The 26828-nt window shown below is 72.3% G+C and carries 31 protein-coding genes, 1 pseudogene and 1 riboswitch; of the genes and pseudogenes, 7 read left to right on the top strand and 25 right to left on the bottom strand.

Annotated elements, in window-relative coordinates; translation table 11 throughout:
* Positions 1-19: 19 nt before the first annotated feature.
* Complete coding sequence (locus ACYVIH_RS00430; protein WP_460864695.1) at positions 20-670, bottom strand: response regulator; 651 nt, start codon at positions 668-670, stop codon at positions 20-22.
* Positions 667-2376 carry a sensor histidine kinase gene (locus tag ACYVIH_RS00425; protein ID WP_460864691.1) on the bottom strand — a complete coding sequence of 570 codons (1710 nt, stop codon included), beginning with the start codon at positions 2374-2376 and terminating at the stop codon, positions 667-669. The genes ACYVIH_RS00430 and ACYVIH_RS00425 overlap by 4 nt, the downstream gene beginning before the upstream one ends.
* Positions 2377-2461: 85 nt before the next feature.
* Between ACYVIH_RS00425 and ACYVIH_RS00420 the strand changes: the two genes are divergently transcribed.
* Positions 2462-2866, top strand: a complete 405-nt coding sequence (locus ACYVIH_RS00420) for a hypothetical protein (protein ID WP_460864688.1) — start codon at positions 2462-2464, stop codon at positions 2864-2866.
* A gap of 33 nt (positions 2867-2899) precedes the next feature.
* On the opposite strand, the gene ACYVIH_RS00415 is transcribed toward ACYVIH_RS00420, so the two are convergent.
* Positions 2900-4711: a hypothetical protein gene (locus ACYVIH_RS00415; protein WP_460864686.1), complete on the bottom strand. Its 1812-nt coding sequence runs from the start codon at positions 4709-4711 to the stop codon at positions 2900-2902.
* Between the two features lie 134 nt (positions 4712-4845).
* Positions 4846-5361, bottom strand: a complete 516-nt coding sequence (locus ACYVIH_RS00410; RefSeq protein WP_460864683.1) for a glycine cleavage system transcriptional repressor — start codon at positions 5359-5361, stop codon at positions 4846-4848.
* A gap of 74 nt (positions 5362-5435) precedes the next feature.
* On the opposite strand from ACYVIH_RS00410, the gene ACYVIH_RS00405 reads away from it, so the two are divergent.
* Positions 5436-6380, top strand: coding sequence for an alpha/beta fold hydrolase (locus ACYVIH_RS00405; RefSeq protein WP_460864680.1), 945 nt, complete (start codon positions 5436-5438; stop codon positions 6378-6380).
* Here the strand turns inward: ACYVIH_RS00405 and ACYVIH_RS00400 are convergent.
* Positions 6351-6707 (bottom strand): annotated as a pseudogene (locus ACYVIH_RS00400) (carbohydrate kinase family protein); the annotation flags it as partial. The gene ACYVIH_RS00405 and the pseudogene ACYVIH_RS00400 sit on opposite strands and share 30 nt — an antisense overlap.
* A 282-nt stretch (positions 6708-6989) precedes the next feature.
* Between ACYVIH_RS00400 and ACYVIH_RS00395 the strand changes: the two are divergent.
* Complete coding sequence (locus ACYVIH_RS00395) at positions 6990-7397, top strand: YciI family protein (RefSeq protein ID WP_460864678.1); 408 nt, start codon at positions 6990-6992, stop codon at positions 7395-7397.
* Positions 7398-7404: 7 nt separating this feature from the next.
* Entirely contained in the window at positions 7405-8562 is a 1158-nt protein-coding gene (locus ACYVIH_RS00390; protein ID WP_460864676.1) for an RNA polymerase sigma factor, read from the top strand.
* A 9-nt stretch (positions 8563-8571) separates the two neighbouring features.
* Here ACYVIH_RS00390 and ACYVIH_RS00385 read toward each other — a convergent pair whose 3' ends face one another.
* Both ACYVIH_RS00385 and ACYVIH_RS00380 read right to left on the bottom strand, forming a co-directional pair.
* A complete protein-coding gene (locus ACYVIH_RS00385; RefSeq protein WP_460864672.1) occupies positions 8572-8928 on the bottom strand; it encodes a VOC family protein in 357 nt (118 codons plus the stop codon).
* A gap of 65 nt (positions 8929-8993) precedes the next feature.
* Entirely contained in the window at positions 8994-9950 is a 957-nt protein-coding gene (locus ACYVIH_RS00380) for a helix-turn-helix transcriptional regulator (RefSeq protein WP_460864670.1), read from the bottom strand.
* A gap of 100 nt (positions 9951-10050) precedes the next feature.
* Here ACYVIH_RS00380 and ACYVIH_RS00375 point away from each other — a divergent pair, with 100 nt between their 5' ends.
* On the top strand, positions 10051-10617 hold the full coding sequence (locus ACYVIH_RS00375) for a GNAT family N-acetyltransferase (RefSeq protein ID WP_460864668.1): 567 nt from the start codon (positions 10051-10053) through the stop codon (positions 10615-10617).
* Positions 10618-10791: 174 nt separating this feature from the next.
* Here the strand turns inward: ACYVIH_RS00375 and ACYVIH_RS00370 are convergent, their stop codons facing one another.
* Both ACYVIH_RS00370 and ACYVIH_RS00365 read right to left on the bottom strand, forming a co-directional pair.
* On the bottom strand, positions 10792-11022 hold the full coding sequence (locus tag ACYVIH_RS00370) for a hypothetical protein (RefSeq protein ID WP_460864665.1): 231 nt from the start codon (positions 11020-11022) through the stop codon (positions 10792-10794).
* 190 nt (positions 11023-11212) lie between these two features.
* Positions 11213-11884 (bottom strand): hypothetical protein, encoded by a 672-nt coding sequence (locus ACYVIH_RS00365; protein WP_460864663.1) that lies wholly within the window; start codon positions 11882-11884, stop codon positions 11213-11215.
* Between the two features lie 131 nt (positions 11885-12015).
* Between ACYVIH_RS00365 and ACYVIH_RS00360 the strand changes: the two genes are divergently transcribed.
* Positions 12016-12699, top strand: coding sequence for a TetR/AcrR family transcriptional regulator (locus tag ACYVIH_RS00360; RefSeq protein ID WP_460864662.1), 684 nt, complete (start codon positions 12016-12018; stop codon positions 12697-12699).
* A 13-nt stretch (positions 12700-12712) separates the two neighbouring features.
* On the opposite strand, the gene ACYVIH_RS00355 is transcribed toward ACYVIH_RS00360, so the two are convergent.
* From ACYVIH_RS00355 to ACYVIH_RS00335, 5 genes are all read right to left on the bottom strand, one after another.
* Positions 12713-13252, bottom strand: coding sequence for a dihydrofolate reductase family protein (locus ACYVIH_RS00355; RefSeq protein WP_460864660.1), 540 nt, complete (start codon positions 13250-13252; stop codon positions 12713-12715).
* Between the two features lie 98 nt (positions 13253-13350).
* A complete protein-coding gene (locus ACYVIH_RS00350; protein ID WP_460864657.1) occupies positions 13351-14745 on the bottom strand; it encodes an FtsX-like permease family protein in 1395 nt (464 codons plus the stop codon).
* The gene (locus ACYVIH_RS00345; RefSeq protein ID WP_460864655.1) at positions 14742-15419 is read right to left on the bottom strand and encodes an ABC transporter ATP-binding protein; all 678 of its coding nucleotides are present in this window, start codon (positions 15417-15419) and stop codon (positions 14742-14744) included. Before ACYVIH_RS00345 ends, ACYVIH_RS00350 begins: the two co-directional genes overlap by 4 nt.
* A complete protein-coding gene (locus ACYVIH_RS00340) occupies positions 15416-15946 on the bottom strand; it encodes a PadR family transcriptional regulator (protein WP_460864653.1) in 531 nt (176 codons plus the stop codon). The genes ACYVIH_RS00345 and ACYVIH_RS00340 overlap by 4 nt, the downstream gene beginning before the upstream one ends.
* A gap of 46 nt (positions 15947-15992) precedes the next feature.
* On the bottom strand, positions 15993-16328 hold the full coding sequence (locus tag ACYVIH_RS00335; RefSeq protein ID WP_460864651.1) for a YnfA family protein: 336 nt from the start codon (positions 16326-16328) through the stop codon (positions 15993-15995).
* Between the two features lie 81 nt (positions 16329-16409).
* Here ACYVIH_RS00335 and ACYVIH_RS00330 point away from each other — a divergent pair, with 81 nt between their 5' ends.
* Complete coding sequence (locus ACYVIH_RS00330) at positions 16410-17027, top strand: ATP-binding protein (RefSeq protein WP_460864648.1); 618 nt, start codon at positions 16410-16412, stop codon at positions 17025-17027.
* A 14-nt stretch (positions 17028-17041) separates the two neighbouring features.
* Here the strand turns inward: ACYVIH_RS00330 and ACYVIH_RS00325 are convergent, their stop codons facing one another.
* The 11 genes from ACYVIH_RS00325 to thiE all read right to left on the bottom strand — a co-directional run bounded on the left by ACYVIH_RS00325 (position 17042) and on the right by thiE (position 26700).
* Positions 17042-17920, bottom strand: a complete 879-nt coding sequence (locus ACYVIH_RS00325) for an RNA polymerase sigma-70 factor (RefSeq protein ID WP_460864646.1) — start codon at positions 17918-17920, stop codon at positions 17042-17044.
* A complete protein-coding gene (locus ACYVIH_RS00320; protein WP_460864644.1) occupies positions 17917-18507 on the bottom strand; it encodes a carboxymuconolactone decarboxylase family protein in 591 nt (196 codons plus the stop codon). Before ACYVIH_RS00320 ends, ACYVIH_RS00325 begins: the two co-directional genes overlap by 4 nt.
* Before the next feature lie 231 nt (positions 18508-18738).
* The gene (locus tag ACYVIH_RS00315) at positions 18739-20130 is read right to left on the bottom strand and encodes an MBL fold metallo-hydrolase RNA specificity domain-containing protein (RefSeq protein WP_460864643.1); all 1392 of its coding nucleotides are present in this window, start codon (positions 20128-20130) and stop codon (positions 18739-18741) included.
* 102 nt (positions 20131-20232) lie between these two features.
* On the bottom strand, positions 20233-21528 hold the full coding sequence (locus ACYVIH_RS00310; protein ID WP_460864642.1) for a peptidoglycan DD-metalloendopeptidase family protein: 1296 nt from the start codon (positions 21526-21528) through the stop codon (positions 20233-20235).
* Positions 21529-21616: 88 nt separating this feature from the next.
* Entirely contained in the window at positions 21617-22648 is a 1032-nt protein-coding gene (locus tag ACYVIH_RS00305; protein ID WP_460864640.1) for a DNA polymerase IV, read from the bottom strand.
* Positions 22649-22658: 10 nt separating this feature from the next.
* Complete coding sequence (gene thiD / locus ACYVIH_RS00300) at positions 22659-23441, bottom strand: bifunctional hydroxymethylpyrimidine kinase/phosphomethylpyrimidine kinase (RefSeq protein WP_460864638.1); 783 nt, start codon at positions 23439-23441, stop codon at positions 22659-22661.
* Positions 23438-24022, bottom strand: coding sequence for a thiamine phosphate synthase (locus ACYVIH_RS00295; RefSeq protein ID WP_460864637.1), 585 nt, complete (start codon positions 24020-24022; stop codon positions 23438-23440). The genes thiD and ACYVIH_RS00295 overlap by 4 nt, the downstream gene beginning before the upstream one ends.
* Positions 24019-24786, bottom strand: coding sequence for a thiazole synthase (locus ACYVIH_RS00290; protein WP_460864635.1), 768 nt, complete (start codon positions 24784-24786; stop codon positions 24019-24021). The genes ACYVIH_RS00295 and ACYVIH_RS00290 overlap by 4 nt, the downstream gene beginning before the upstream one ends.
* A complete protein-coding gene (thiS, locus tag ACYVIH_RS00285) occupies positions 24783-24971 on the bottom strand; it encodes a sulfur carrier protein ThiS (RefSeq protein WP_460864633.1) in 189 nt (62 codons plus the stop codon). The genes ACYVIH_RS00290 and thiS overlap by 4 nt, the downstream gene beginning before the upstream one ends.
* Positions 24971-26092 (bottom strand): glycine oxidase ThiO, encoded by a 1122-nt coding sequence (thiO, locus tag ACYVIH_RS00280; RefSeq protein ID WP_460864631.1) that lies wholly within the window; start codon positions 26090-26092, stop codon positions 24971-24973. The genes thiS and thiO overlap by 1 nt, the downstream gene beginning before the upstream one ends.
* Positions 26089-26700: a thiamine phosphate synthase gene (gene thiE, locus ACYVIH_RS00275; RefSeq protein ID WP_460864628.1), complete on the bottom strand. Its 612-nt coding sequence runs from the start codon at positions 26698-26700 to the stop codon at positions 26089-26091. The genes thiO and thiE overlap by 4 nt, the downstream gene beginning before the upstream one ends.
* A riboswitch (TPP riboswitch) is annotated at positions 26694-26803 on the bottom strand. It overlaps the preceding gene by 7 nt.
* Between the last annotated feature and the right edge of the window lie 25 nt (positions 26804-26828).

Here is a 26828-nt window from a genome sequence, read left to right as displayed (position 1 = left end):
GCCCGAGTCGGGAGAGCCGCTACTCGCCGGGGCGGACGAGGCCGTGCTCGTAGGCGAGCACGACGGCTTGGACCCGGTCCCGCAGGCCGAGCTTCGAGAGCACCCGGGCGACGTGGGTCTTGACGGTCTGGATGCTCACGTACAGCTCGGCTGCGATCTCGGCGTTGGACTTGCCTCGAGCGACGAGAGCGAGCACCTCGGCCTCGCGGTCGGTGAGCTCGTCGTACCCCCGCGGAGGGTCGCTCCGGCCGGCCCGAGTGAACTCCTCGATCAGCCGCCGCGTGATGCTGGGCGCGAGAAGCTCTTCGCCGCGAGCGACGGCGCGCACGCCGGAGACGAGCTGGCCGCCCGGGGCGTCCTTGAGCAGGAAGCCGCTCGCTCCCGCGAGCAGGGAGTCGTAGACCAGCTGGGACCGGTCGAAGGTCGTGAGCATCACGACGCGCACGTCCGGCAGGGTCGCGGTGATTCGTCGCGTCGCAGCGATGCCGTCGAGCCCGGGCATCCGGATGTCCATCAGCACGACATGGGGCTTCATTGTTGCTGCGAGGTCGACCGCCTCGTGGCCGTCGGCGGCCTCCCCGACCACGGTCAGGTCGTCCTCGACCGTGAGGATCATCCGTAGCCCGGTCCGGACGAGCTCCTGGTCGTCGGCCAGGACGATCGTGGTCATCGCCGGCCCTGGGGGATGAGTGCGGCCACCCGGAACCCGCTCGGCTCGCGACGACCCCACTCGAGAGTTCCACCGGCTGCTTCCAGGGTCTCGGCCAGCCCGCGCAGGCCCGTGCCCGTCCCCGTGAGGACGGAGGAGTGTCGGCTTCCGTCGTCGACGACCTCGACCGAGAGGTGGCTGCCGGTTCGTCGGATGCGTACGGCGCCCGACGCCCCCGGGGCATGTCGGGCGATGTTGACCACGGCCTCGCGGATCACCCGGTGCGCGAGGGCAGCCGCAGGCCCGGCCCCCGTGTCCTCGGCAGTCACGTCGAGGTCGACGCCGACGCGCCGTCCCAGCGCTGCGATGCGTGAGCGGTCGAGCGGGTCCCCCGCGGTCTCCATGGCTTCGAGTCCGTCCCGCAGCTCGGCGAGGCTCTTCTCCGCCACGGACGCGATCAGCTGTAGGGCACCACCGCCGTCGCTCCCGGTGCGTTGCTGGGCACCGGCTTGCAGGCACACCACCGTCATGGCGTGCGCCACGGTGTCGTGGAGCTCGGCGGCCAGAGCAAGTCGCTCCTTGGCGACCGCCAGCCGTACGGCGGCCCCGCGGCTGTGCTCGAGCGCCTCGACGACTGCCTTCGTGCGTCGTACCCGCTCCTGCCAGCCGGCGGCGACCCGGCCGACGGCAACGGCACCGGTGGCCATGGCGAGCACGATCCACTCCCCGCCGCCGCCCGTCCCGCTGCCCTCGCGACCGGAGACCCAGCTCATGCCGATGGTTCCGAGCGCCGCGGTCCCCCAGCCGGCGATCCACCAGCGTCCGCGAGACCAGGCACCCACCGAGTAGAAGATCACCACGAGCAGCGCGACCCCCGTGACCGTCTCAGGGAGGGGGGTGAGCACCGCGCTCATCGCCACGCCGGCCGCAGACGCGAGCGTTGCCGCCACGACCGGGTGCCGCCTGCGAGCCACCAGTGGCGCGACGACCACGAGCGCGGCGACCGCGTTCGCCCACAGCGGGCCGCGCGCGTCGGAGGTGACTGCCGTCTCCACCGCCAACGCAGCGCCGACCGCGGCAGGCAGCAGGACGTCGTGCAGTGTCAGGGGGCGGGCGACCTGCCCCGCGACCGCCTCCGGCGGGTGGTGCTCGTCCTCGGCCCGCAGCGAACCGAGCGCCTCCCGCAGCCGGTCGAGCACCGAGCGGGCTTCGTCCTCGATCACCTCGAACGCCGTCGGGTCGGCCGCGCGCCGAGCACCCTCGGCGCGGATCGCGATCGAGGCGATCTGCTCCGCGAGCCGAGCGTGCACCTCCCCCACCACCCGACCCTGTTCGTCGAGCCGAGCGGCTGCCACCTCGATGCGTTGGAGCTCCTCGAGCTCACCCTGCAGCTGCGTCAGCCTGCGGACCTGCCGAGCCCGGGTCGTGACGGTGGCGCCGGCGACCGACGGCCCGCCCACCACCACGAGGAAGAACACCGCGTCGTCGAGCCAGTGGTACTCGTCGTTGTGGAACTGGTTGGCGACGACGAGTGCGCCGGCCAGAGCTGCCGCACCGACAACGGCCCACCGTCTCGGAAGCCAGGCACCGGCTGCGTAGCCGGCCACGGCGCCCAGCACCACGAGGAGGGGCCCGTCGACGTACCAGCTCCAGCCGAGGGCCGCGGCGAGCAGGGAGACGACCCCAACCCCCACGAGCAGCGCCAGGGCGACGACCGGACGGGACATACGCCGAGCGTAGACACGAAGATCTCGTCGCACATCACTCTTGGGAGGGACGCCTCGAGCGGGACGAGCGGCGAACGTTGGTCCCATGAATCCACGACGCATCGCACTCTTCGCCGCGCTGGCCGCGGCCACGTTCTGGGCCGCCAAGGCGACCGCCATCGGTGTCGCCGGGGGCCCCGGCAAGAGCCCGTTCGAGGACATCCTGTTCCTCGCCGGCCTCCTCTCATTCGGCGTTGCCGCCGTGGCACTCGGCATCGCCGCCACCCCAGCCGCGCGGCCGTGGCTCCGGGCCCTCGCCGGTCTCGGCGTGTTCATCCTCGGGTTCGCGTTCGGCCAGGGCGTCAACGCTCTCGTGGGCGCGCTCCACCCGGACGGCGGGGAACGCCACTGGGTCTGGATGGAGTTCAACCTGTGGGTCGCCGCCGTCGTCGTTCTCGCGATCGTGGTGCCCCTGAACCGCACCGGGGACCCGCGGCGCAGCCTGGCCTGACAACGGCCTGGCCCGAGTGGTGCCGGCCGAGGGTCAGCGCCGCAGCGAGAGCGTCCTCTCGGCGCTCGACCCGGGACCGATCTGGCCAGAGACCTGCGCACTGTGCAGCCGGTAGTGGCCGCTGCGCGTGGGCCGATGACGGAAGTGGACCCACCCGTCGGCGCGGGTCACCTTGGTGGCGACCGTGACCCACCGGAGTCTGTCGGGTCGGGTCCACTGCAGGTGCACGCTGCGCCCCGGCTCCGCCCGGCCGGTGTCGCGCCGGGCGAGACGGCCGCTGAAGCGAACCACCTGACCCGGGCGCGCGGATCGTGTCGACATCGTGAACGAGAGCCGCGCCGCGGGCTGGACCCGGATGGTCCGCGTCAGCGTGTCCGTCTGGTCGCCCTCGGCGCCGGCGGTGAAGGTCAGCACCTGCGTGCCGGGCCTGTTGGACACTGCCCACTCAGTGGTGTGCATCGTGGTCGACGAGGGGCAGGTCGCCACCGCGTGCATCGCACAAGGCCACCCGGCAGGCAGCAGGTCCTGGCCACCTGCGCCGGTAACCGGCCCGCTTCCGAGGGCGCCGACCGAGACGAGTCGGGTGCCGGCCACTCGGGTCTTCACAGGCACGGCGAACCGGTGGAGGGTGCCCGCGGTGACCCAGTGGCCGTCCCGGACGACCCGGCCGCGGCTGCGCACCTGGCCCCAGGTCACTCCGTCAGCGACCAGGAGTCGGCTGGTCAGCGTGGTGACCGCGCCATAGCTCGTGCGCACCCGCACGGCCACCGAGTGCCATCCGGGACCGAGTGCCGGGCCGGGGTCGATCGGCCACCAGCCACGGATCGCACGCAGCTTCGTGTTCGCGGTGTAGTTGTTCCAGGAGGTCGCCCGCGTCCAGTCGCTCGAACCGAGCGCGACCCCGTCGAGCGTCACGTCGTAGCCGGTGATGTGGGGGTCGCTCGGGTTGCCCGGGCGCGACGGCACCGTCTCGGGCAGGCCGGCGTCGAACTCCAGCGACACCCCGTTGCGCGCCGACCCGGCAATCCGTCCGCCGACGCGCGGCGAGGTCCAGCGCGCCTCAGGTGGCGGACCTACAGTGACTGGGCGCCGGACGGACGAGGACGGGTCGGGCATCTGCGAGAGGTTCCCGTCCGCGTCCTCGGCCACGACGACCAGGTAGCGCGATCCCAGGACAGGTGCGATGTCGGTCGCGGGGAGTGTGACCGAGTACGGCGCCGTGGTGTCGAAGACGTACGGCGCCTCGGGTCCCAGCTGGTCGGTCAGGTAGAACCGCACACCCTTCAACGGCGCGGCGCCGGACTGCGAGGAGACCGCGGCTCGCGCGCTGAGCGTCACCTCGCCCCACAGCGCCTCGTCACGCTGCGGACTCAGGAAGCTCACCGTCGGCTTCGGGTTCTGCAGCGCAAACGTTCGACTGAACAGCGACACCAGCCCGTCGGCGTCGCGGACGGAGAACCACACAGCGGGTCGGCCGTTCTCCATCCGCGCGGTGGGGAGTACGGCGCGCACCGTGCACGAGCTGTCCGCCGTACACCCCGAGATGTCGAGCGTCTTGCGCACCGTGGTGGTGGTGTACTGCGTTCCCAGGGGCACCTGCGGCACCACCTCGTCCCAGCTCATGGTGACCGACCTGACCGCACTACCGGACGCAAGGGCGGGCAGCTCCACGGTCATCGGCAGCGACGTGTGCACCTTCTCGCCGAACGTCACCGTCAGCCGCGGGGCGTAGCCGGACTCGTAGGCCGCTTCAGCTGCCGGCGTCAGGATCGGCGCACCGGCGGCAAGGATCGAGAGGACGGCCGCGGCGAGCGTGCGACCGGAGAGGTGCGGGGACCGAGACAAGTGCTTCTCCGAGAGAGGGCGCCGCCTCCGAGCAAGGCCGGCGGCTCACCCTAAGGCACGGTCGCCGCCTTTGTCCCGGGATGGTCCAGACGCCCTGACGCAGTCAACCTTGTGCGTCGTCCAACCTCGCGACCTCAGTCCTCCGAGAGCCGGATCTCGACCATCAGCTCGTCGGCGAGCCCCTCGAGCATCGACCTCAACGTGTCGCTGCTGGTTTCCGGCGGCGCCGTGAGCACCGCCTGCGCCTCGAAGAGGGTCCCGCCCGCCATGGGCGCCTCGCGCACGTCGGTGGTCAGCTTCTCGATGCTGACCCCCCGGTCGGCGAGCGCGGCGGAGACCTCGGCCACGATGCCGGGGTGGTCGGCCCCGAGCAGCTCGAGCTGCAGGCGAACCGCCGCACCCGCCTCCGGTTCGCCCGTCCGCTCGATGGTCACCTGGAGGCCGTGCTCTCCCAGGGCCTCGAGCTCCAGAGTCAGGGCATCGAGCCGTTCGTCGGCGACCGCCACCAGCACGATCCCCGCGAACTTGCCCGACAGTCGCGCCATCTGGCTGCGTTGCCAGCTTGCGCCGTGAGCGCTGATGGGAGCTGACAGAGCCGACACGAGACCGGGGCGGTCTTCGCCGATCACGGTGAGGATGATGGTGGCCATGCCCGCAGGCTACGAGACCGGACGCGCGGAAACTCGCTGGCCCCGGTCGTCGGTCGGGGCAAGAATCACGACACATGGAGCGATTCGTCCGAATCAACGACGACGTGGATCTGTGGGTCGAGGAGTCGGGGGAAGCCGACGGCTCACCGCTGCTTCTGGTGATGGGAGCGAACGCGTCGGGGATCGCGTGGCCGGACGAGCTGGTCACCACACTCGGTGCGCGGCATCGCGTCGTGCGCTACGACCATCGCGACACCGGCCGCTCGACCTGGGCCTTCGACCGAAGGCCGTACGCCGTCGCCGACCTCGCGCGTGACGCCGTGGCCGTGCTCGACGAGCTCGGGATCGAACGCGCGCACGTGGTGGGCATGTCGATGGGCGGCACGCTCGTGCAGCTGTTGCTGCTCGACTTCCCGGACCGGCTGCTTTCAGCCACGCTGTTCGCCACGGCGGTGCTCGAGGGAGCCGGCCCGGACAGCGCGCCGGAGCCGTTCACCGACCTCGACCCTCGCCTGCTGGCGTTGTGGGAGCACCTGGCCGATCCGCGGGACCGGGAGGCCGAGATCGACTTCCGCGTGGAGCACTGGCGAGTCCTGAACGGAGACCAGCTGACCTTCGACGAGGGCGAGTTTCGCCGGCTGGAGGAGCGCATCATCGACCACGCCGACCGCCACGACAACCCGGCGGCACATGCGCGAGCCGACCAGAGCGGCCTGGACCGGGGGCCGGAGCTCGCGACAGTGGAGATCCCCACTCTCGTCGTCGAGGCGCCGAACGACCCGATCAACCCGCCGCCTGCCGCCCAGCGGATCGCCGACGCGATCCCGACGGCGCGTCTGGTGACCATCCCCGGCATGGGGCATGCGCTGAGCCGTCCGGTTCTCGGGCCGCTGTCCGACGCGATCCTCACCCACACCACCCAGGTCGACAGCGCCATTGGTGTCGACCACGGTCGCGGACTCGGCCTCGACGTGATGCCAGCCGTCACGGTCGAGCGCGATCGCACCCTCCGCCCCTAGCGTGCAGACCACCAGCCGTTTGCCGGTGGCGAAGATGCGCGTCACCAGCTCACGCGGGTCACCAACCGCGTCGCCGCTCAGGAACACGATGTCCGCCGCGGCGAGGAAAGGCTGGTGGAAGTCCGACTCGCCGTCGTAGTCGTGCAGATCGGTCCAGATTGTCGCCCCGCTCGATCTGGCAGGGCCGATCGCGTCGAGCGCTCGGGTCGACAGGTCGAGCACGACGTGGTCGGCGTGCTCGATGGCGGCCCGAGCCTCACCCGGCAGCGGCCCGTCGGCGCCCGACGGTACGGACAGGTAGATCGACACCCGCTCGCTGCCCGCCATGAGGTTCAGGTGCGGTGGCGAGGAGGACGTCCACACCCGCAGCGGGTTCCTGGTGGACCAAGCGGCGTCGCTGGTGCGGTGTCTGGCGGGTTCGGACGACACCGTGGTGGTGGTCGACCTCTGCTCAGGCGTAGCCAGCCCGCCGGTTCGGCGGTCGTCGTGGGACGTCGTCCTCGCTGACGCGAAAAAATCTTCTGGCCGGGATGTCGAGATCCTGTCAGCGGCTCCGTCTCCTGGATGAACGCGACCACAATGGGTCGCACCGCATCGAGGAGAAGCGACATGGCCAAGTACCTGCTGCTCAAGCACTACCGCGGCGCGCCGGCTGCGATCAACGACGTGCCGATGGACCGGTGGACCCCCGACGAGGTCTCCGCCCACGTCCAGTACATGCGCGACTTCGCCACCCGGCTGGAGGGCACCGGCGAGTTCGTCGACGGGCAGGCGCTCTCGCCGGAGGGCACCTTCGTCCGGTACGACGGACCGGGTCGCCCGCCGGTCACCGACGGGCCGTTCCCCGAGACCAAGGACCTGATCGCGGGCTGGATGGTGATCGACGTCGACAGCTACGACCGCGCACTGGAGCTGGCCGGCGAGCTGTCCGCGGCGCCGGGCGCGGGCGGGAAGCCGATCCACGAATGGCTCGAGCTGCGCCCGTTCCTGACCGAGCCTCCGACGATCACGGAGTAGGTCCAGCGTGGACGAGGCCCTGCTCCGAGAGCTCACCCCGGCCACCCTGGCCATCCTCGTCCGCCGCGGAGCCGACTTCGCGGCGGCCGAGGACGCCGTCCAGGACGCGCTGGTCGAGGCGATCCGAGTGTGGCCGGAGGACCCGCCACGGGACCCGAGGGCCTGGTTGGTGACCGTGGCCTGGCGCAGGTTCCTCGACGCGACCCGCTCCGAGACCGCGCGCCGCCGGCGCGAGGTGCTCGTCGAGGACGAGCCGGCACCGGCCGCAGCCCCCGCCGCCGACGACACCTTGCAGCTGTACTTCCTGTGCGCCCACCCCTCACTGACGCCGTCCTCGGCGGTCGCGCTCACCCTCCGCGCGGTCGGGGGCCTGACGACGCGTCAGATCGCTCAGGCCTACCTCGTGCCCGAGGCGACCATGGCGCAGCGGATCAGCAGGGCGAAGCGCACCGTCTCGGGGGTGCGGCTCGACCAGCCGGGGGATCTCCGGACGGTTCTGCGCGTGCTGTACCTGGTCTTCAACGAGGGCTACACCGGTGACGTCGACCTGGCGGCCGAGGCGATCCGGCTGACCCGACAGCTGGCCGACTCGACCGCCGACGAGGAGGTGGCCGGCCTGCTGGCCCTGATGCTCCTGCACCCCGCGAGGCGGCCGGCTCGCACCGCGTCCGACGGCAGTCTCGTGCCGCTCGCGGAGCAGGACAGGAGCCTCTGGGACACCCGCCTGATCGCCGAGGGCGTCGACATCCTGCAGGCCGCCCTCGCCGGCGACCGGCTCGGCGAGTACCAGGCGCAAGCCGCCATCGCCGCCCTCCACGCCGACGCCCGCAGTGCCGAGGAGACCGACTGGGTGCAGATCGTCGAGTGGTACGACGAGCTGCTGCGACTCACCGACAGCCCGATCGTCCGACTCAACCGCGCCGTCGCCGTGGGGCACGCCGACGGCCCGCGGGCCGGGCTGGCCGCGCTCTCCGCGCTCGACCCGGACCTGCCGCGCTACATGGCGGTCGCGGCGTACCTGCACGAGCAGGACGGTGACCCGACCACCGCGGCGCAGCTGTACGCCGACGCGGCACGCCGGGCGCCGAACCTTGCCGAGCGCGACCACCTCACCCGGCAGGCAGCCCGGCTCAACGCCGCGGGTCAGGGCACCACCGGACGCTGAACGACGGGCTCAGTCGGCGCAGAGACAGAACGGGTGCCCGGCCGGGTCGAGGAACACCCGGAACGTCGTGCCGGGCTGGTGCTCGTGCTTGGTCGCGCCCAGCTCGAGCACGGCGGCCTCGGCAGCGTCGAGGTCGTCGACGACGACGTCGAGGTGCATCTGCTGCGGCACCTGCTGGCCGGGCCACTGAGGCGGGGTGTAGGGGTCCACCTGCTGGAAGCAGATCGACTGTCCGTAGTCCGCGCGGACCTCGGCCCAGTCGGAGGACGCCTCGGTCTTCCAGTCCAGCAGCGCGCCGTAGAAGCTGGCGAGAGTGCCGGGGTCGGGACAGTCGAGGACGATGCTTGGGAAACGTGCGATAGCCATGCCGGTCACGCTAGAGCCCATTCCGGACGATCGACTTCCGGTAGTTCGGAACCGCCACGCCCCGGTCACGCCTCGTCGTCGAGGGACCCGCTCAGCCGGGAGGCCAGGTCCGCGACCGCCGCTCGCAGCTCCGGTCCGCCCTCGACCCGGAACGGGACCGGCACCCGCGCGAGCCATTCTTGGACGTACATCTCGGGACTGCTGGTGCTTCCGACGAGCACGCATCCGGCACCTGACGGTTCGAGCCGCCCCATGGTCGGCCGCACCCAGCGCGCCACCTGCTCCGGCGGGGCGGCGAAGACGACCCGCGTCGGGAACTCCCATCCCAGCCCGAGGTTCTCCTCGAGCGCTGCCACCGGGTCGAGGCCCTCGGGCCGCTCGAAGCTCTGCGCGGTCTCCTGCACGCTCTGGACGCGGTCGACCCGGTAGGTGCGGATCGCGTCGGCGCGGTGGGAGTGGCACAACAGGTACCAGCGCCCGTGCCTGGCGACCACCGCCCAGGGATCGACCTCGGACTCCCACTCGTTGCCGGACTCGCTTCGATAGCCGACCACCAGGCGTCGGCGTGCGGCGACGGCAGCGACCAGAGCGCTGGTGATCGCCGGGCTCGGGCGGGCGGAGTACCGGTCCGGCGCCGCCAAGGCGTGCTCGCGCAGCGTCGCAGCCTGCCTGCCGACGCTCTCGGGCAAGGCCCGGATCACCTTCCCGAGTGCCGAGTCCACGAGATCTCCCGGGTCCGAGCTGTGCCCGTCGAGGACGGCCATGACCAGGACGAGGGCCTCCGCCTCGGTGAACGACACCGGCGGCAGCCGGGTTCCCCGTCCGAGCCGGTAGCCGCCGTACGGTCCGCGGATCGACTCGACCGGGACACCTGCCTCCCGGAGGATCCCGACGTATCGGCGGACCGCACGTTCGGTCACCCCCAGACGGCGCGCGAGCTCCTCGCCGGTCACGCCCGGGCGGACCTGCAGGATCTCCAGTGCACGCAGCGCACGTGCCGTCGGGCTCAGGTCGGTCGCCACGCGAGGAGCGTACGACGGAGCGCGGATATCCGGCAGCAGACCGTCCGGATCCTGCCCTAGCGTGCAAGGGGTCCGGACCTCGACGCAAGGAGGGCGACCCATGCCCTACACGGTGCGACCACTGGACGCCTCCACCTGGGACCCGTTCGCCGAGCTCGTCGAACGCAACAACGGGGTCTTCGGCGGGTGCTGGTGCATCGGCTTCCACCCCGAGGGCGCACAGCGGGGGTTCGACCACCGCACGGCGAAGGAGGCCCGGGTCCGAAGCGGACAAGCTCACGCGGCTCTGGTCTTCGACGACGACGGGGTGGCGCAGGGCTGGGCGCAGTACGGCGATCCGGACGAGCTGCCGAGGATCAAGCACCGGCGCGAGTACGACAAGGACGCCCCACCGCGGCCGGACTGGCGGATCACGTGCGTCTTCGTCGACAAGCGTCACCGCGGTCAGGGCGTCGCCCGCGCCGCAGTGGAGGGTGCACTGGACCAGATCGCCGCGGCCGGCGGCGGACGCGTCGAGGCGATCTCCGAGGTGACGGCCGGGCGTGAGGCGCACGGGCGGTTCCTGTTCAGCGCGACCGCCGAGCTCTTCGAGACGCTCGAGTTCTCGCGGGTCCGTCAGGTCGGCAAGCACGCGTGGATCGTGAGCCGGACGATCGACCCGGCCTGAGCGTCTTCGCCATGGTGACCGTCGGACGTACGCCGCGGGGCCCTCGAGCTGCCCGGGACCACGGCGCACCCGATCCGGGACCGAAGTTCCTGCTCCCTCCCGCGGTAGACCGGCGTTACAGCTGAGCGGACGTGAGGATGGCGGCCCTCGACCTGCAGGAGATGACCGAGCTGGTCACCGATTCCTGGACTCCGCTTCGCGTTCGACCGCCGCCAGCCATGTCCGCAGCTGCTTCTTGGCCGAAGCCCCTGCCAGCCGACCGGTGAGGCCGCCTCCCGGGAGCGTCACGGTCCAGCGCAGCACCGTGCCGCCCGCTCGGACGGTGAGCTCGTACCCCGAACCGGGCTCGCCGGTCTTGCCGGTCGCCGACACCAGTCGACACCGGGGATCGAGCCTCTCGTGCATCACAGGATCGGAGACCACGGACCAGACAGCCGCGGGACGGAGGAGACCTCCGCGACGGTCTCGCCCAGCAGCCGCCCACAGAGCAGCGCCCCCGCGACCGCGGCGGACCTGTCGCTACGGACCTCATGTCCATCTCGTGCTCGATACGGGTCTTCCAACGCTCCGCGGACATGCCAGTCACCCGCGTCCACTACGCACCCGCGGGCTCCAGGGCGACAGGATCGATGGTCACGCGAGGTTGCCGCCCGGCCGCCCGGGCAAGCAGCACGAGTCCGATGCCGAGGATCACGCCATGGCTCATCCGCATCGCCGGCGCGGTGAAGAACTGGGGCAGGTACGTCGCCAGCCCGAGTCCGGCGAGCAGGCCGCCCACCCGAGTGGTCCCCCCGGCTGCCCAGGTGCCGTGCACGATCCGGCCACCAACGAGCACGAGGAGGAGGAGACCCGCGCTGAACGTGCCGACCTCGAACGGTGCGTACCGGAACGACTCGGCCACGGCGAGGACACCGGTGTCTCCGTCCTGCGCGAAGCGGCCCACGGCGCTCAGGCCGTACGCCTCGGCCCCGTAGTACGGCAGCAGCAGCGCGAGAGCCAGCCACATCCGGGTCTCCACCTCGCGCAGCGGCCGACCGCTCCACTGCCAGGGAGTCCCGGTCGCGACCAGGGCACGAAGCGCGAAAGCAAGCGCAGCGAAACCGACCATCCCGAGCACGTGGGCCGTCAGCCACAGCGGCGAGGCGAGGTCGTCGGCGAAGGCTGCGCCTGCCTCGGGTCCGTAGGGACGCAGAACCGGGTAAGCGGCGAAGGCCAGGCCCGAGACGGCGAGGCCGGCAGATGCGGTGACGCGGAGCGGGGTGTACATGACGAGGTCTCCTGACGATTGAGAGAGCGGTGCTCTCGTTACTCGGAGAAGTGTGCACCCATCGCTCGAAAAAAGCAAGAGCACCGCTCACTGAAGTGAGCAGCGCACCGTAACGTGGCATGCTTGCCCCCATGACGAAGGGACCGACCCCGCGCCAGCTCGCGCGCGCCGAGAACATCGACCGCATCAAGGCGCTGGCCCTCGACCAGCTCGCCACCTCGGCGGCCGGCGAGCTCTCGCTGCGCGCCATCGCACGCCAGCTCAACCTGGTCTCGAGCGCGCTCTACCGCTACTTCCCCAGCCGTGACGACCTGATCACCGCCCTCATCGTCGACGCCTACACGGATCTCGCGGAGACACTGGAGGCGGCCGGGGCCGCTGACCGGCGGGGACCAAGGCGCCGCTGGGTCGAGACTTGCGCAGCACTCCGGACGTGGGCGGTCGCCGCCCCGCACCGGTTCGCCCTGATCTACGGCTCGGCGATCCCCGGGTACGCCGCACCACCGGACACCATCGAGCCGGCGGGCCGCGTCGTCCGGGCGCTGTTCTCCGCCGCCCTCGAGGGCGTTGCACCCGATCCCGTGACGGGGCGCCCGCTTCCCCGTGGCGCACTGGGACCGCAGCTCGACGCCTCCGCCGAGGGGCTCGGACTCGACGTGGACCGCCGGTCGATGCTGGCGCTGACCGCAGCCTTCGCACGGCTGATCGGGCTGCTCACGCTCGAGCTCAACGGTCATTTCGTGGGCGGGTTCGATCCCGCCGACGCGCTCTACGCAGCGCTGGTCGAACAGGAGGCCGACGCGCTGGGCCTCTGACCCAGGACACCGCTCACTGCTGAGGCAGGTCCACCTTCGCATCCTCGTAGGAACCCGACGGCGGGTTCGGCTCGGGCTGGTACTCCAGGTAGACCACCCCGGTTCTGAAGGGCTGCGCCGAGACCAGGCGGAGCTGACGAGCCGGCGCGCCGTCGTCGAGCAGCTGGCGCACCACCGAGACCGACCCGCTGAGGACCACCCTCCGAACCCCCGGGTCGTTCTTGAGCGCGGTCACGCCCGTGACCAGGTCGCCCTCGAGCTGCTCGGAGTTGCGCCAGGTGAACTGCTGAGGGCTGCGCGAGGCGACGATCTTGCGCACGTCCCCGAGCCGCTTGGCGAACTCGGCATCCTCCCCGCCGGCCGCCTCCCGCTCCGGCCAGGCACCGGCGAAGCTGTCATAGGTGACTCGACCGAAGAGCATGACGTCGGCATCGTGCGTGCGGCCCACCGCCTCCCCCATCTCCTCGTTGAAGTACGGGAAGTGCCAGTTGCCGATGCCCGGGTCGACGACACCGTCGAGTGCCGAGAACAGGCTGGCTGAGATCGTGGCCATGCCGAGCCTCCTGTCGGTGTGATGGGGATGGAACCTGCCTCCTACGACTTCGCGGAGGTCGGGAACTCATCGCTGCCCGACGGGAACCTGTGACGACGTCACGCCGTGCGCAGGTTCACCGGCGCCACCGCACGAGCCAGCCACGGGCGCGTCAGCCGCGCCGAGGCGACCACGGCCACCCAGACGAGGCCGATCGTGACCAGGTCGACGAGGATCGGGATCCAGGTGTACCGGTCGGGGCCGTCGGTGAGGAACACCATGGGCACGGACCCGATGAGGAGGCCCACTGCCGACATCGGCAGCGCCACGAGTCCTACCTCCCAGCGCTGGGCTCGCTCGAGCTCCTGAACGGATGCACCCAGCGCGGCCAGCGAGGCCACCGACCGCTTGTGGTCGATGAGGGACTCCACACCGTGCACCGCCATCGAGAACACCACCAGCACGAGCGCCGCGAGCAGGACCGCGCCGGCGAGCACGATCGGGACGGTGTAGAACGCCTCGACCCCCGCGAACCCCTGCCCACCAACGGTGTCGGGCAGGTCCGCGAGCACCGCGCCGCCCGCTCCGGCCACCACGCCGATGACACCGATGGCCGCAGCAGCCCGTCCCGCAGGCCGGGCGTCGGCAACGAGTCGCCGACCGGCGATGAGCACGGGAACCGTCGCGGCACGCGCGGCCATGAGGCGCCCCGCGCGGTAGGCCACCCACGGGGCCAGGCCGAGCAGGGCGAGCACGAGGGTGGCCACGAATCCGACGGCGTACACCCCGCCATCCCTGTTCGGGTCGGCACTGAGCAGGAACAGCACCACCGCCGGCACGAAGAGCAACGCCGCCCAGGGTCGCGGCGCCGAGCCCGGCCCCCGACGGGCGACACCGAGCGGTGAGACGACCAGCGACCGGGAGGTCCTCGCGCCCGCGAGGACGCCCAGCAGAGCCACCCCGAGGGCGACCAGCAGCACCTGCCACCAGCTGGGCTGCACCGTGGTCGGCACCAGCCGCAGCTGCCGGGCCACCTCGGACTCGGCGAAGTGGTAGCCGCCCTGGCTCATCGGCAGCCCCCCGAAGACCGCCCTGAGGACCCCGAAGACGGGGTAGCCGAGGAAACCTCCGGCCAGTGCGGGCAGCCCGACCTCGAGCGCGCCGAGCCGGCGCACGTCGCGCGTGGTGGCACCGGCCAGTCGCAGCGCGGCCAGCCGCTGCTCCCGGGCGGCGGTCCCCAGCCGAACCACCTGTCGGAGCAGGGCCAGCGGCGCGATGCAGATCAACAGCAGGGCGAGGACGTAGCCCCCGCGCACGCCACCGTCGGCGACCAGGTCACTGACCTGCTCCTGCTCCCGCGAGGACTCCCAGGTGAACAGCACAACGGTGAGCGCGACCAGCAACAAGCCGGACACGGCGGCGGTGCACAGCGCGACCATCACCGCGCGCGGTCCGCCACCGTTGCGGAGGAAGGCTCCGACCAGGCTCAGGTCGGTGCGCACCCGCGCCGTCACGACAGCACCTCGGCACCCTCGACCGACCCGTCGAGCAGCACGACCTCACGGTCGGCCCTGGCCGCCACCCTGTTGTCATGGGTCGCGACGACCAGGGCCGCCCCCGTGTCCCGGACAGCCCCCGTGAGCTGTCCGAGCACGTGTTCGCCGCCCACGGTGTCCAGGGCGCCGGTCGGCTCGTCCGCGAACACGACACGGGGCCCGGTCACCAGCGCGCGGGCCACGGCCACCCGCTGCGCCTGCCCGCCGGACAGCTCGGCCGGGAGTCGGTCGGCCAGCTCGGCGGCGTCGAGCCGCTCCAGCCAGGACAGCGCCGCCCGCCGCGCGGAGGCGGGGTCGTGCCGGTCCAGCAGCAGGGGCAGTACGACGTTCTGCACCACCGTGAGCTCGGGCACCAGCTGACCGAACTGCAGCACGACCCCCATCTCGCGTCGACGCAGCCGGGTCCGCTCGGCCTCCCCGAGCAGGTCGAGCCGCTGCCCGTCGTACGCGATCTCGCCGGACTCCGGGCGCAGGATGCCGGCCAGGCACAGCAGCAGCGTGGACTTGCCGCTGCCGGACGGACCGGTGATCGCCACCACCTCGCCCGCACCGACCTCCATCGAGACGCCGCGGAGCGCCTCGGTCTGTGCGAAGGACTTGCGGAGGGAACGGGCCTGGACGAGCGCGGTCATGAGCGGATCTTCCTGTCGTGGGCGGAGCCGACCCGGGCGGCGGCGTTCTCCAGCCACCGGAGGTCGGCGTCGAGGTGTTCGATCGCGTGGTCGATGACGATGCGAGCGGCCACGTCGCCGGTGGCGGCCTGCAGGTCGAGCAGTCCCTTCATCGCCGCGAGGTGCACCTGCCGCTGGGTGGCGAGGAAGCCGGCCGCGTCCCGGCCCAGCCGCAGGGCGGTGACGGTCTTGCGCACCAGGTCGTCGGCGGAGTACGGCCCCGCAGGCTCCGTCGCGCCGAGCCAGGCGACGAGCGCCTCCCGCCCGGCGTCGGTGATCGCGTAGGTCATCCGGTCGGGACCGGCCTCGCGCACGCGCTCGACGACCTCCACGAGGCCCTCCTTCTCGAGCTTCGCCAGCGCGGCGTAGACCTGCCCGAAGGCCAGCGGCTTGGCGCCGGGGAAGCGCTGGTCGTGGACCTGCTTGAGGTCGTAGCCGTGCGCAGGGCCCTCGGCGAGGATGCCGAGCAGGACACGTGAGACGCTCATGGGCAGGACAATACACACTGTGAATACACAATGTGAATAGTCTCGGTCAGCCCGGGCGGGGCGAGTACATGATGACCGCGACCCCTACCAGGCAGATCAGCGCGCCGACCACGTCGTACCTGTCAGGGCGGAAGCCGTCGAGGACCATCCCCCACAGCAGTGAGCCGGCGACGAACACCCCGCCGTAGGCGGCCAGGATCCGTCCGAAGTGGGCGTCGGGCTGGAACGTGGCGACGAAGCCGTAGAGCCCGAGCGCGATGACCCCGGCGCCGGCCCACAACCAGCCACGGTTCTCACGCACGGCCTGCCAGACCATCCACGCACCGCCGATCTCGGCCACGGCGGCTGCCAGGAACAACAGGACGGACCGGGTGATCGTCATGGCAACAGCCTGCCAGCAGCCGCGGTTCGGACTGCTCACCCGACCGCCGCCAGCACCCACGCGCGGTGGCAGGATCGCGCCATGGCGACGTCCGACCGGTCCAGCTGGGTCAACACGACGCACGACTGGGCCGCCGAGGTCGACCACCACCACCTCGAGACCGTCCGGCGAGCTGCAGCCGGCTACGCACCGAGCGGGGTTCTCCACCTGGTCCTGGAGGTGCTCGCCTATGCCGAAGACGAGGCCGAGGCCCTCGGCCGGACCGGGGCGTGCCTCGTGGTGCTGCACGCCGACGGTTCGCTCTCGGTCAGCGACGACGGACGCGGCACCGACACCCGGCGCGACGCCACCGGCGACATCATCCGCAAGCCGGTGATGTCGACCGCGGACCTGCGCTTCTTCGACTCCTCGGACGTGGACCTGCCCGACGGCCACCCCCGGCGTGGCATCTCGGTCGTCGCGGCCCTGAGCCGCTGGCTCGTGCACACCAACCGGCGCGCGGAGGGCTCGTGGACCCAGCGGTACGAGCTCGGCGTTCCGACGACCGGTCTGGTCCCCGTCGGGTCGTCCGGTACGACGGGCACCCTGGTCCACTTCCTCCCGGACCGCCTCCTGCTCCCCCGGCCGGCCGACGCGGACGAGCTCCGTGACCTGGCCACCAGGTTCTCGTGGCTCGACGTGGAGGTCGCGACCGAGTAGCCGGCCCCCGGTGATCACCTGCTGAGCTCGGCCTCCTCGGTGAGGTGCGCCAGCTTGTGCGGGTTCCGCACCGCGTAGATCCGGGAGACCCGGCCGTCCTCGATCACCAGACTCACCACGGTGTCGAGCTGTCCGCCGAGGTCGATCCGGGCCGCGGGCGCCCCGTTGAGCCAGATCGGGATCGCCTCGAACGAGCCGACGAGCCGCGCCAGGCCGCCGAGGAACGCCGCCACCCGGTCAGCGCCCCGCACCGGACGCCGCGCGGCCGAGATCACGCCGCCACCGTCCGCGACCGCGACCACGTCGGGCGCCAGCACGTCGAGCAGCTGCTGCAGGTCGCCACCCCTGATCGCGGCAAGGAAGCGCGCCACGACGGCCTCCTGCTCGGCCCGACTCACCTGAGCACGCGGGCGCCGCGCGGTCACGTGCGCCTGGGCCCGGTGCGCGATCTGCCGCACGGCGGCCGGCGTCTTGTCGACGGCTCGCGCGATCTCGTCGTACGGCATCTCGAACACCTCGCGGAGCACGAACACCGCACGCTCGGTGGGGCCCAACGTCTCCAGCACGGTCAGCAGGGCGAACGACACGCTCTCGGCGAGCTCCACGTCCTCGGCGACGTCGGGGCTGGTCAGCAGCGGCTCGGGCAGCCACTCCCCGACGTACTCCTCGCGCCGCCGCGCCAGCGTGCGCAACCGGTTGAGCGCCTGCCGCGTGACGGTGCGCACCAGGTAGGCGCGTGGGTCACGGACCTCGGCGCGGCCGGCGTCACCGAGGTCGGCCCACCGCAGCCAGGCATCCTGCACGACGTCCTCGGCGTCGGCGGCGGAGCCGAGCATCTCGTAGGCAACCGTGAACAGCAGGCTGCGGTGGGCGACGAAGGGGTCGTCGGTCATGCCTGCGACGCTACGCCGCCGGGGGCGGCCAGCGGGGCCAGCCCGCACGCGGCCGCGAACCCCTGGGCCTCGATGCCGAGGGCGACGTTGGACCGGGCGTACTGGTTGGCCAGGGCGACCCAGGCGGTGAGCTCGATCAGGGCCGGGGCCCCGAGCTGGTGCAGCAGCCGCGCGGAGAGCTCGTCGGTGACGGTCGGTGGCGTCTGTGACATCGCCTCGGCGTACTCCATGACGTCGCGTTCGAGGGGCGTGAACACGCTCGACTCCCGCCAGCGCGGCACCTCGCGGGCCTTGGCCACGTCGAGTCCCTCGTTGTGCGCCTGGAAGTAGCCCAGGTCGAGGCAGAACGAGCACCCGATCAGGGCTGCCGTCGCCATGTGGGCGTAGGACTTCAGGTCCTCGTCGCAGGCGTTCCACTTGCTGCTCCTCCGGCCCAGCCCGAGGGCGAACTTGAGCACCTGCGGGTTGTGCCACATCACCCCGAGCGACTCGGGTACCTCGCCGAACATCCTCCTGGTGGCGGCCTTCAGGACCGCGCCGTAGACGCCGGTCACCTCGGTCGCGGGGACCCGGGTGTTGCTGGTCATGTCTCCTCCTCGTCTGGTGGTCCTGGCATGGAGACACCGGCCGGCGTCGATCTGTGACAGTGCCGATCAGTACGGCGACGGTCCAGCGGCGGTCCAACTGTCACAACGGCGCATCTGAGCGGTTGTGACAGCTCGGGCACGAAAGACCGGTGTCACAACGGCTCATCTGAGTGGTTGTGACGGCGGCGGCACCTCCGTCGGGGCTGTCGCGGAAGCACACGACCGGGCGCCTCAGGTCAGCCGCACCCGCTCCTGGTAGCGCGGGACGACCGCGGTCCACCCGAGCTCGTCGGAGAGCCGGCCGGCCAGGGCACGCGCCGACTCCTCCTCACCGTGCACGACGTAGGCGATGTCCGGCTCGGCCATCGTCGAGAGCCACTCGATGGTCTGCGAAGCGTCGGCGTGAGCGGAGTACGCGTTGGTCATGTGGATCTCGGCGCGTACCGGGATGTAGCGGCCGTGGATCTTGACCTGCTTCTCGCCCTCGAGCAGCGACCGCCCCCGTGTGCCGGGCACCTGGAAGCCGGTGAGCACCACGCTGTTTCGCCCGTTGGGCAGCTGGTGGGCCAGATGGTGCAGCACTCGGCCGCCGGTCGCCATGCCGGAGGCGGAGATGATGATGCACGGCTTGCCGGGGCGGTTCAGCTTCTCCGACTCCTCGCGGCCCGGCATCAGCTTCAGGTGGCTCGGCCGGTACGCCGTGCTCGCCATCGTGACCTCCGGGCGCAGCTGGGCGTCGTGCTCGCGGATCGCCGCCTTGTAGACGTCCAGGGCCCGCAACGCCATCGGGCTGTCGACGTACACCGGCACGGTCGGGATCCGGCCCTCGGTCTCCAACCGGGCCAGCGTCATCAGCAGCACGAACGTCCGGTCGACCGCGAAGGCCGGCATGAGTACGACGCCACCGCGGGCGATCGTGCGACGGATCGCCTCGGCGATCACCTCGTCGCCCTGCTCCATCGGCTGGTGCGCGTCCGCGCCGTACGTCGACTCGACGACCACGACGTCGGCGTCGGCCGGGTGTTCCGGGGGTCGCAGCAGCGGATGCCCGGGGCGGCCGAGGTCACCGCTGAACAGCAGCCGGCGGCCGTCGACCTCCAGCTCCGCGAAGGCCGAGCCGAGGATGTGCCCCGCCGAACGCAGCCGCACCCGCACCCCGCCCGGCAGGTCGGCCAGCGCGTCGTGGTCGACCGGGCTCAGCAGGGAGATCGCCTTCTCCGCGTCGGCGGAGTCGAACAGGGGCAGGGCCGGCCGGTGCTTGGAGTACCCGTAGACGTTGGCGTGCTCGGCGTCCTCCTCCGCCAGGTGCGCGGCGTCGCGGAGCACGATCGCGGCGAGCTGAGCGGTCTCCGGGGTGCACACCGCGGACCCGTTGAACCCATTGCGCACCAGCACCGGCAGGTAGCCGCAGTGGTCGAGGTGGGCGTGGGTGAGCACGACGGCGTCGGTCTTGGCCGGGTCGACCATCAACGGCTCCCAGTTCCGGCGGCGCCAGACCCGCTCGCCCTGGAACAGACCGCAGTCGACCATGACGCGGTTTCCGTCGTTCTCGATCAGGAACTTGCTGCCCGTGACGGTGCGGGCGGCTCCGAGGAAGGTGAGTGACGATCGGGCGCTGGTCATGGCGCACCTCCTGACCCCATGACACTCCCCTGTCCGGGACGTGCAGAAGGGCCCAAGGTCACCCCGGGCATTCCGGACGGGCCGGGAGGGGGTGGACGGCGGTCAGCGCAGCCAGAACATCGGGTTCACCGGGTAGCCGGTGCGGAACACCATGAAGTGCAGGTGGCAGCCGGTGGAGTAGCCGGTGCTTCCGACGTACCCGATGACGTCGCCCTTGCGCACGCGCTGGCCGACGTAGGCGGAGTAGCGGCTCAGGTGGTTGTACGTCGTGGTGACCGAGACCCCGCGCATGTAGCCGTGGGCGATGATCACCCGGTTGCCGTAGCCGACGTTGTAGTAGCGCCCGATCACCCGGCCCGAGGCGGCAGCCCGGATCGGCCGCCCGCAGCGGGCGCCGAAGTCGGTGCCGTCGTGCAGCCGCCAGGCGCGGTAGATGGGGTGCAGCCGCATGCCGAACGGTGAGGTGATGTAGCTGTCGATCGGCATCATCATCGGCGCTCGGCGTGACAGCGACGCCTTCTTCGCGCGCTCGATCGCCCGCTTGGACCGCTTGCGACGCAGGTCGGCCTCGCGCTTGCGGATCAGCCGGCTGATCTTGTCGCGCTCCTCGCGCAGCTGCTGGAGCCGGCGCTGGTCGGCCCGCTTGGTGCGCAACGCCTGCTGGCGGGCCCGGGTGCGCTCGTCGAGCGCCTCGGCGACCCGGTCCGCGGCCTGTTGCGCGCGAGCCTCAGCCGCGCGCCGTGCCGCGAGCGTCTCGGCGGCGGCCTGCCGGCGCACGGCGACCTCCTTCACCGCCTCCGCGACCCGCTCCTTCTGCAGCTCCAGCAGCAGGCGGGACGCCTCGAGCCGGCGCAGCGTCGCGGCCTCCTTGTCGAGGAGGTTCTGCACGACGTTGAGCTGCGTGGTGAGCTCCTGCGGGTCACGCGAGGTGAGCACGAGGGTCAGGCCCATCAGGCTGGGCGCCCCGGCCTGGTAGGTCTGCGCGGCGATGTGGCGCAGCACCTGCTCCTGCGCCTCGTGGCTGCGCCGGCCCCGGGCGAGGGCGGACCTGGCGCGTCCGAGCCGGGCGTTGGCCACGTCGAGCTCGGACTGCATCTGCGCGTCGACCACCGCCGCCGCGGCCGCCTCGGCCTGGCGCTCGTCGAGCGCGGACTCCGCCGCCTCGAGCTTCTCCTGTGCCCGGGCCACCTTGGCGGTGGCACGCACCAGGGCCCGGCTGGAGTGGCGGAGCTCCTTGCGGGCCTGGTCGATCTCGCGGTGCACGCGCTTGCTGCGGTCGCCGAGCTCGTTGGCGGGTGCGGTCGGCGCGCCCACGAGGCTCAGCGTGGCGGCCAGCGCGACCAGCACCGCGACGAGGCTTCGTCGAGGGGTCCGGGTGAGCGCGCGGGTTCCGTGCACCTGTCTGCCTCTGCTCCAAGTCGGTCGTGGGTCGCGACGACCGTACGGCAGCGGAGGACCCGATCGTGGGAGCCGCGCGGGCAACCGCTCAGCCGGGTGGGGCCATCTCGCACCGGACGCCGAGCAGGCGCACGGCCCGCGCAACGTCGAGGCGGGTGACCAGCGCCGCCGCAGCCTCCTCGATCGGACCGGTCTCGGTGGTCGGCTGCTCCAGCGTCACGCTGCGGGTGTGGGTCTCGAACGGCGCGTAGCGCACCTTCAGGGTGACCCGTACGACGGGCCGCTGCTCGCGCTGCACGTCCTGCGCGACGTGCCGGGCCAGCCGTCGTACCTCCGCCTGGACCGCCCCGGGGTCGGTGAGGTCGGTCTGGAAGGTGGTCTCCCGGCTGTGCGAGCGGGCCACCCAGGGCGTGCTCGTGACCGGGGAGGTGTCCACACCGCGCCCGAGCCGGCGGTACCACGGCCCCATCGTCGGTCCGAGCTCCGCGGCGAGCCGGTGCGCGTCGGCGGCGGCGAGCTGCCCGACCGTCTCGATCCCCAACGTGGCAAGGCGTTTCGCGGTCTTCTTGCCGATCCCCCACAGCGCGTCCGGCGGCCGGTCGGCCATCTGCTCGAACCAGTTGTCCTCGGTCAGCCGGAACATCCCGCGGGGCTTGCCGAACTCGGTGGCGATCTTCGCCCGGAGCTTGTTGTCGCCGATGCCGACCGAGCAGTGCAGCCCGGTCGCGTCCAGCACCGCGGCCTGCACGTGCCGGGCGAACGCCTCGGGATCGTCGGTCTCGATGCCCAGGAACGCCTCGTCCCAACCCAGCACTTCGACCACCGCGTCCTGGGCCCGCAGCGTGGCCATCACCTTCTCCGACGCGGCGTCGTAGGCGTCGGCGTCGACGGGCAGGAAGACCGCATCCGGGCAGCGCCGCAGCGCCACGCGCAGCGGCAGGCCGGAGTGCACGCCGAGCTCGCGCGCCTCGTACGACGCCGTCGACACCACCCCGCGCTCGGTGGGATCACCGCGGCCGCCCACCACGACCGGCCGGCCGGCGAGCTCGGGATGCCGCAGCACCTCGACCGCGGCGATGAACTGGTCGAGGTCGACGTGCAGCACCCACGAGCGCCTCATCGGGCCATTGTCACCTGACGAACGTGTGAGCCACCGGGCCGCGGCCCCTGCCGAGGCGCCAGCCGGCGGAGGTGCGCAGGGCGCGGGCGACGAAGGCCTGCGCCAGGACGGCCGCGTGCAGGAGCGGGAGGCCCCGGCCGAGCTCCACGGCGAGCGCGGCGGAGTACGTGCAGCCGGTGCCGTGGTCGTTGTGGGTGGGCACGGTCTCGTGCTCGAGCAGGTGCGTGCGACCGTCGTGGTCGACGACGACGTCGCAGCAGGTGCTCGCACCCGGGTCCCCTCCGGTGAGTACGACGGCCGGCCCCATCGCGTGCAGGGCCAGCGCGATGTCGCGGACCGGGTCGCCCAGGCTCGCTCCGACCAGCCGGGCCGCCTCGTCGAGGTTGGGGGTGACGACTGTCGCGCGGGGCAGCACGTGCTCGCGGTAGGCACGCACCACGTCCTCGCCGCCGAGCTCGGCACCGCTGGTCGCGACGAGCACCGGGTCCACCACCAGCGGCAGGTGCTCGGGGAGCCGGCCGAGGAGCCGGGCGATCTCGGGCGTGCCGAGCATCCCGGTCTTCACCGCGGCCACGGGCAGGTCCTCGAGCACCGCGTCGACCTGCGCCTGCACGTCGGCGGCCGTGAGCTGCACGACGCCGTGCACACCGGTGGTGTCCTGTGCGGTGACCGCGGTGACCGCACAGGCTCCGTGGGCGCCGAGGGCCGCGAACGTGGTCAGGTCGGCGGCCACCCCGGCCGCGCCGCCGGAGTCGGTGCCGGCAATCGTGAGGGTGACCAGCGGGGCGCTCATCTCAGCCGCTCCTGGATCCTGCGGAGCACCGCGGCCGGGTCGTCGGCACGCATCACCGTGCCCATGACCGCGACCCCGTGGGCCCCCGCGGCCAGCATCGCCCCCGCGTTGCCGGCGTCCACGCCACCGAGGGCGAACACCGGGACCTTGCCGGCGAGCGTGACGGCACGACGGACCCCCGCGGTGCCGACCGGCGGGCCGTAGCCGGGCTTGGACACCGTGGTCGCGACCGGCGAGATCGACAGGTAGGTCGCGCCTCCTCCGACCGCGCGACGAACCTCCTCGTCGTTGTGGCAGGACCGGCCGTGGAACGGCGCCGACCGGGCGTCGACACCGCTCTGGGTGGCCGACAGGTGGATCCCCGCGGCCGGTGGGCTCCAGGTGTGCGCGGCGATCACCATCACCCCGGTCTCGGCGATCCGGGCCATCAGGTCGTGCCGCTCGTCGCGGCCGAGGTCGAGCTCACGCACCACGACGGCACCGAGCCCCGCGTCGACGCAGCGAGCGACGGTCTCGACGAGGTCCCGCCCCGCGGGCAGCTGGGTCCGGTCGGTGAGCAGCAGCAGCCGAGGCAACCTCATCGGCCCACCCGCCCGGCCATCGGGCTGGAGGCCCGTGCGGTGCTCCGCCGCGGGATCCGGCCGGCCCCGTGGGCGAGCCACCCCGCCTCCACGGCGAGCCGCATCGCGGTCGCCATCGCGACCGGGTCCTCCGCGCGGGTGATCGCGGTCGCCGCGAGCACGGCGTCGCAGCCGAGCTCCATGGCCCGGGCCGCGTCACCGGCGGTGCCGATCCCGGCATCGAGGACGACCGGCACCGCGACCGCGGCGCGCACCGCCTCGATCGCGTGCGGGTCGTCGATGCCGCGGCCCGACCCGATCGGGGAGCCGAGCGGCATCACCGCGGCACAGCCGACGTCGACCAGACGCTGGGCCACCACCGGGTCCGCGGTGGTGTACGGCAGCACCGTGAACCCTTGCCGCACAAGGGTTTCCGCGGCCTCGACCAGCTCCACGACGTCGGGCATCAGGGTCGTCTCGTCGCCGATCACCTCGAGCTTCACCCAGTCGGTCTGCAACGCCTCGCGGGCCAGCTGCGCGGTGAGCACCGCCTCTCGCGCGCTCAGGCAGCCCGCGGTGTTGGGCAGGATCCGCACCCCCTTGGCGCGCAGTGCGTCGAGCAGGCCGCCCGGCCCGGTGTCGGACGTGCGGCGCATGGAGACGGTGACCAGGCCGGGGCGGGCCGCGTCCACGACCTCTTCGACCGTCGCCACGCTGGCGAGTCCGCCGGTGCCGATCCAGAGCCGACTCGTCAGTTCTTCGCCTGCCACCTGCACGGCGCTCACCCGCCCTGCTGTGCGCTGACGACCTCGACCTCGTCGCGCTCGGCGAGCCGGGTCCGCGACCACGCCGTCGCGGGGACCACGACCCCGTTGACGGCCACGGCGAGCCCGCCGACTCGCGGCACGAGCTCGGCGACGGTGGCCTCGTCGGTTACCGTGCGCTGCTCGCCGTTGAAGGTGATGTCCATCAGCTGGCTCCTTGTCGTGCTGGGGTGAACCGGTCCGGGGTGAACGGTCGTGCGACCTCGGGCACGGGCGCGTCCTCGACGTGCGCCCGAACCACCTGCGCGGTCAGCGGCGCAAGCAGCACGCCGCCGCGGTAGTGACCGACGGCGAGCACCTGCCGCGGTCGGCCCGTGCCTCCGCCTCCGCCGGAGCCGAGGTCGGCGCCGGGATCGAGCCCGAGCAGCGGGCCGTTGTCCGGGCTGCCCGGCCGGTGCCGGGCGGTGACCTCGAGCAGCTCCGCGGTGTCGAGGCCGGGGACCAGCGCCCGTGCCGCGGCCAGCAGCCGGCTGACTGCTCCGACCGTCGCGACCGGTGGCCCGTGGTGCTGCTCCTCGGTGGCGCCGACCACGACCTCGCCGTGGGCGCGGGGTACGACGTAGACCGGCTCGCCGTGCACCCGGGCCCGGACGACCCGGTCGGGGGCGTCACCACCGCGCAGCCGGATCGTCTCGCCCTGCACGGGCCGCACCCACGGCCCGTGCTCGCGCGCCCGCGCCCCGGTCGCCCAGACCACGGCGTCACAGGGGAACTGCGAGCCGTCCCGGAGTCGCACCGCGTCGTCCACGACGGCATCCACGTCGCGATGCACCACCCGGTCCCCCAGCACCCGGAGCAACGCCTCGGCCACCCGGCGCGGGTCGACATTGTGATCCTCGGGCAGAAGCGCGCCGCCGGCGACACGGCCGAGGGCCGGCTCCTGCCGGCGCAGCTCGCGGCCGGTCAGCTCCTCGACCAGCACACCGTGGGCGCGCAGGAGCCCCAGCGGCCGCTCCACGTCGGCCAGGTCGTCGCGGTCGACACCGGCGAGCACGGTGCCCGTGGTCCTGAGGTCGACGTCGACGCCGGCGCGTGCGGAGAGGGAGGCTGCGTACGCCGGCCACATCCTCGCCGACTCGATCCCCAGCCGGAGCAGGGAAACCTCCCCGAACCACGCCTCCCCACCGGGGGTCAGCATCCCGGCCGCGGCGTGGGTGGCTCCCTGGCCCGGCGAGGGGTCGAAGACGTGCACGTCGTGACCGGCACGGACCAGCTCGTCGGCGCAGGCGAGGCCGATGATCCCGGCCCCGGCGACAGCGACCTTCATGACCCGGCGACGGCGGCGACCAGCTCCTTCGCGGCGAGCGGCGGATCAGCGGACCGGCAGAGCGCGGCGGCGACGGCGACGCCGTGCACCCCGGCGGCCATCACCTCGGGCACCCGCTGCGCTGTGATCCCGGAGATCGCGATCGCCGGCAGCACCGCAGCGGTCTCCTGCAGCGTGTCCAGGCCGATCGGGTCGGGCAGGCCGGCCTTGGTGGCCGACGGGTACACCGGCCCGACCCCGGCGTAGTCCGCTCCGGCCGCCTTCGCTGCGCGGGCGTGCTCGGCGTCGCGGCAGGTCGCACCGATCAAGAAGCCCTGCGGGGCAAGGCGTCTGGCGTCCGCGACGGGCAGGTCGTCGAGCCCCAGGTGGACGCCGTGGGCGCCTGCGGCCAGCGCGATGTCGATCCGGTCGTTCACGATCACCGTGGCCGCCGTACCGCTGAGGCGGTGGAGGACGGCACGGGTGAACGCCAGCAGCTCGCGGTCGGCGAGATCCTTGGCGCGGACCTGGACCGCGTCGACCCCCGCCGCGACCAGCGAGGCCAGCAGGTCGAGCGCCACCTCGTCGTGTGCGGGGAGATCGGTGATGCAGTGGATGCGTGGTAGCACGTCGCCTCACTTCCTTCGCCGGCATTACCCGGATCAGGTTCGACGGTCGGAGCGGCTACAGCTCCATCTCAGCCCGATGCCTCGGGCTCCCGTGTGGATGTGGCGACGATAGCAGCGGTCGGCGGCGC

This window comes from Nocardioides pakistanensis, from assembly GCF_054781215.1.
Note: the sequence above shows the minus strand (reverse complement) of the source record. Positions and strands in the feature narration are given on the sequence as shown.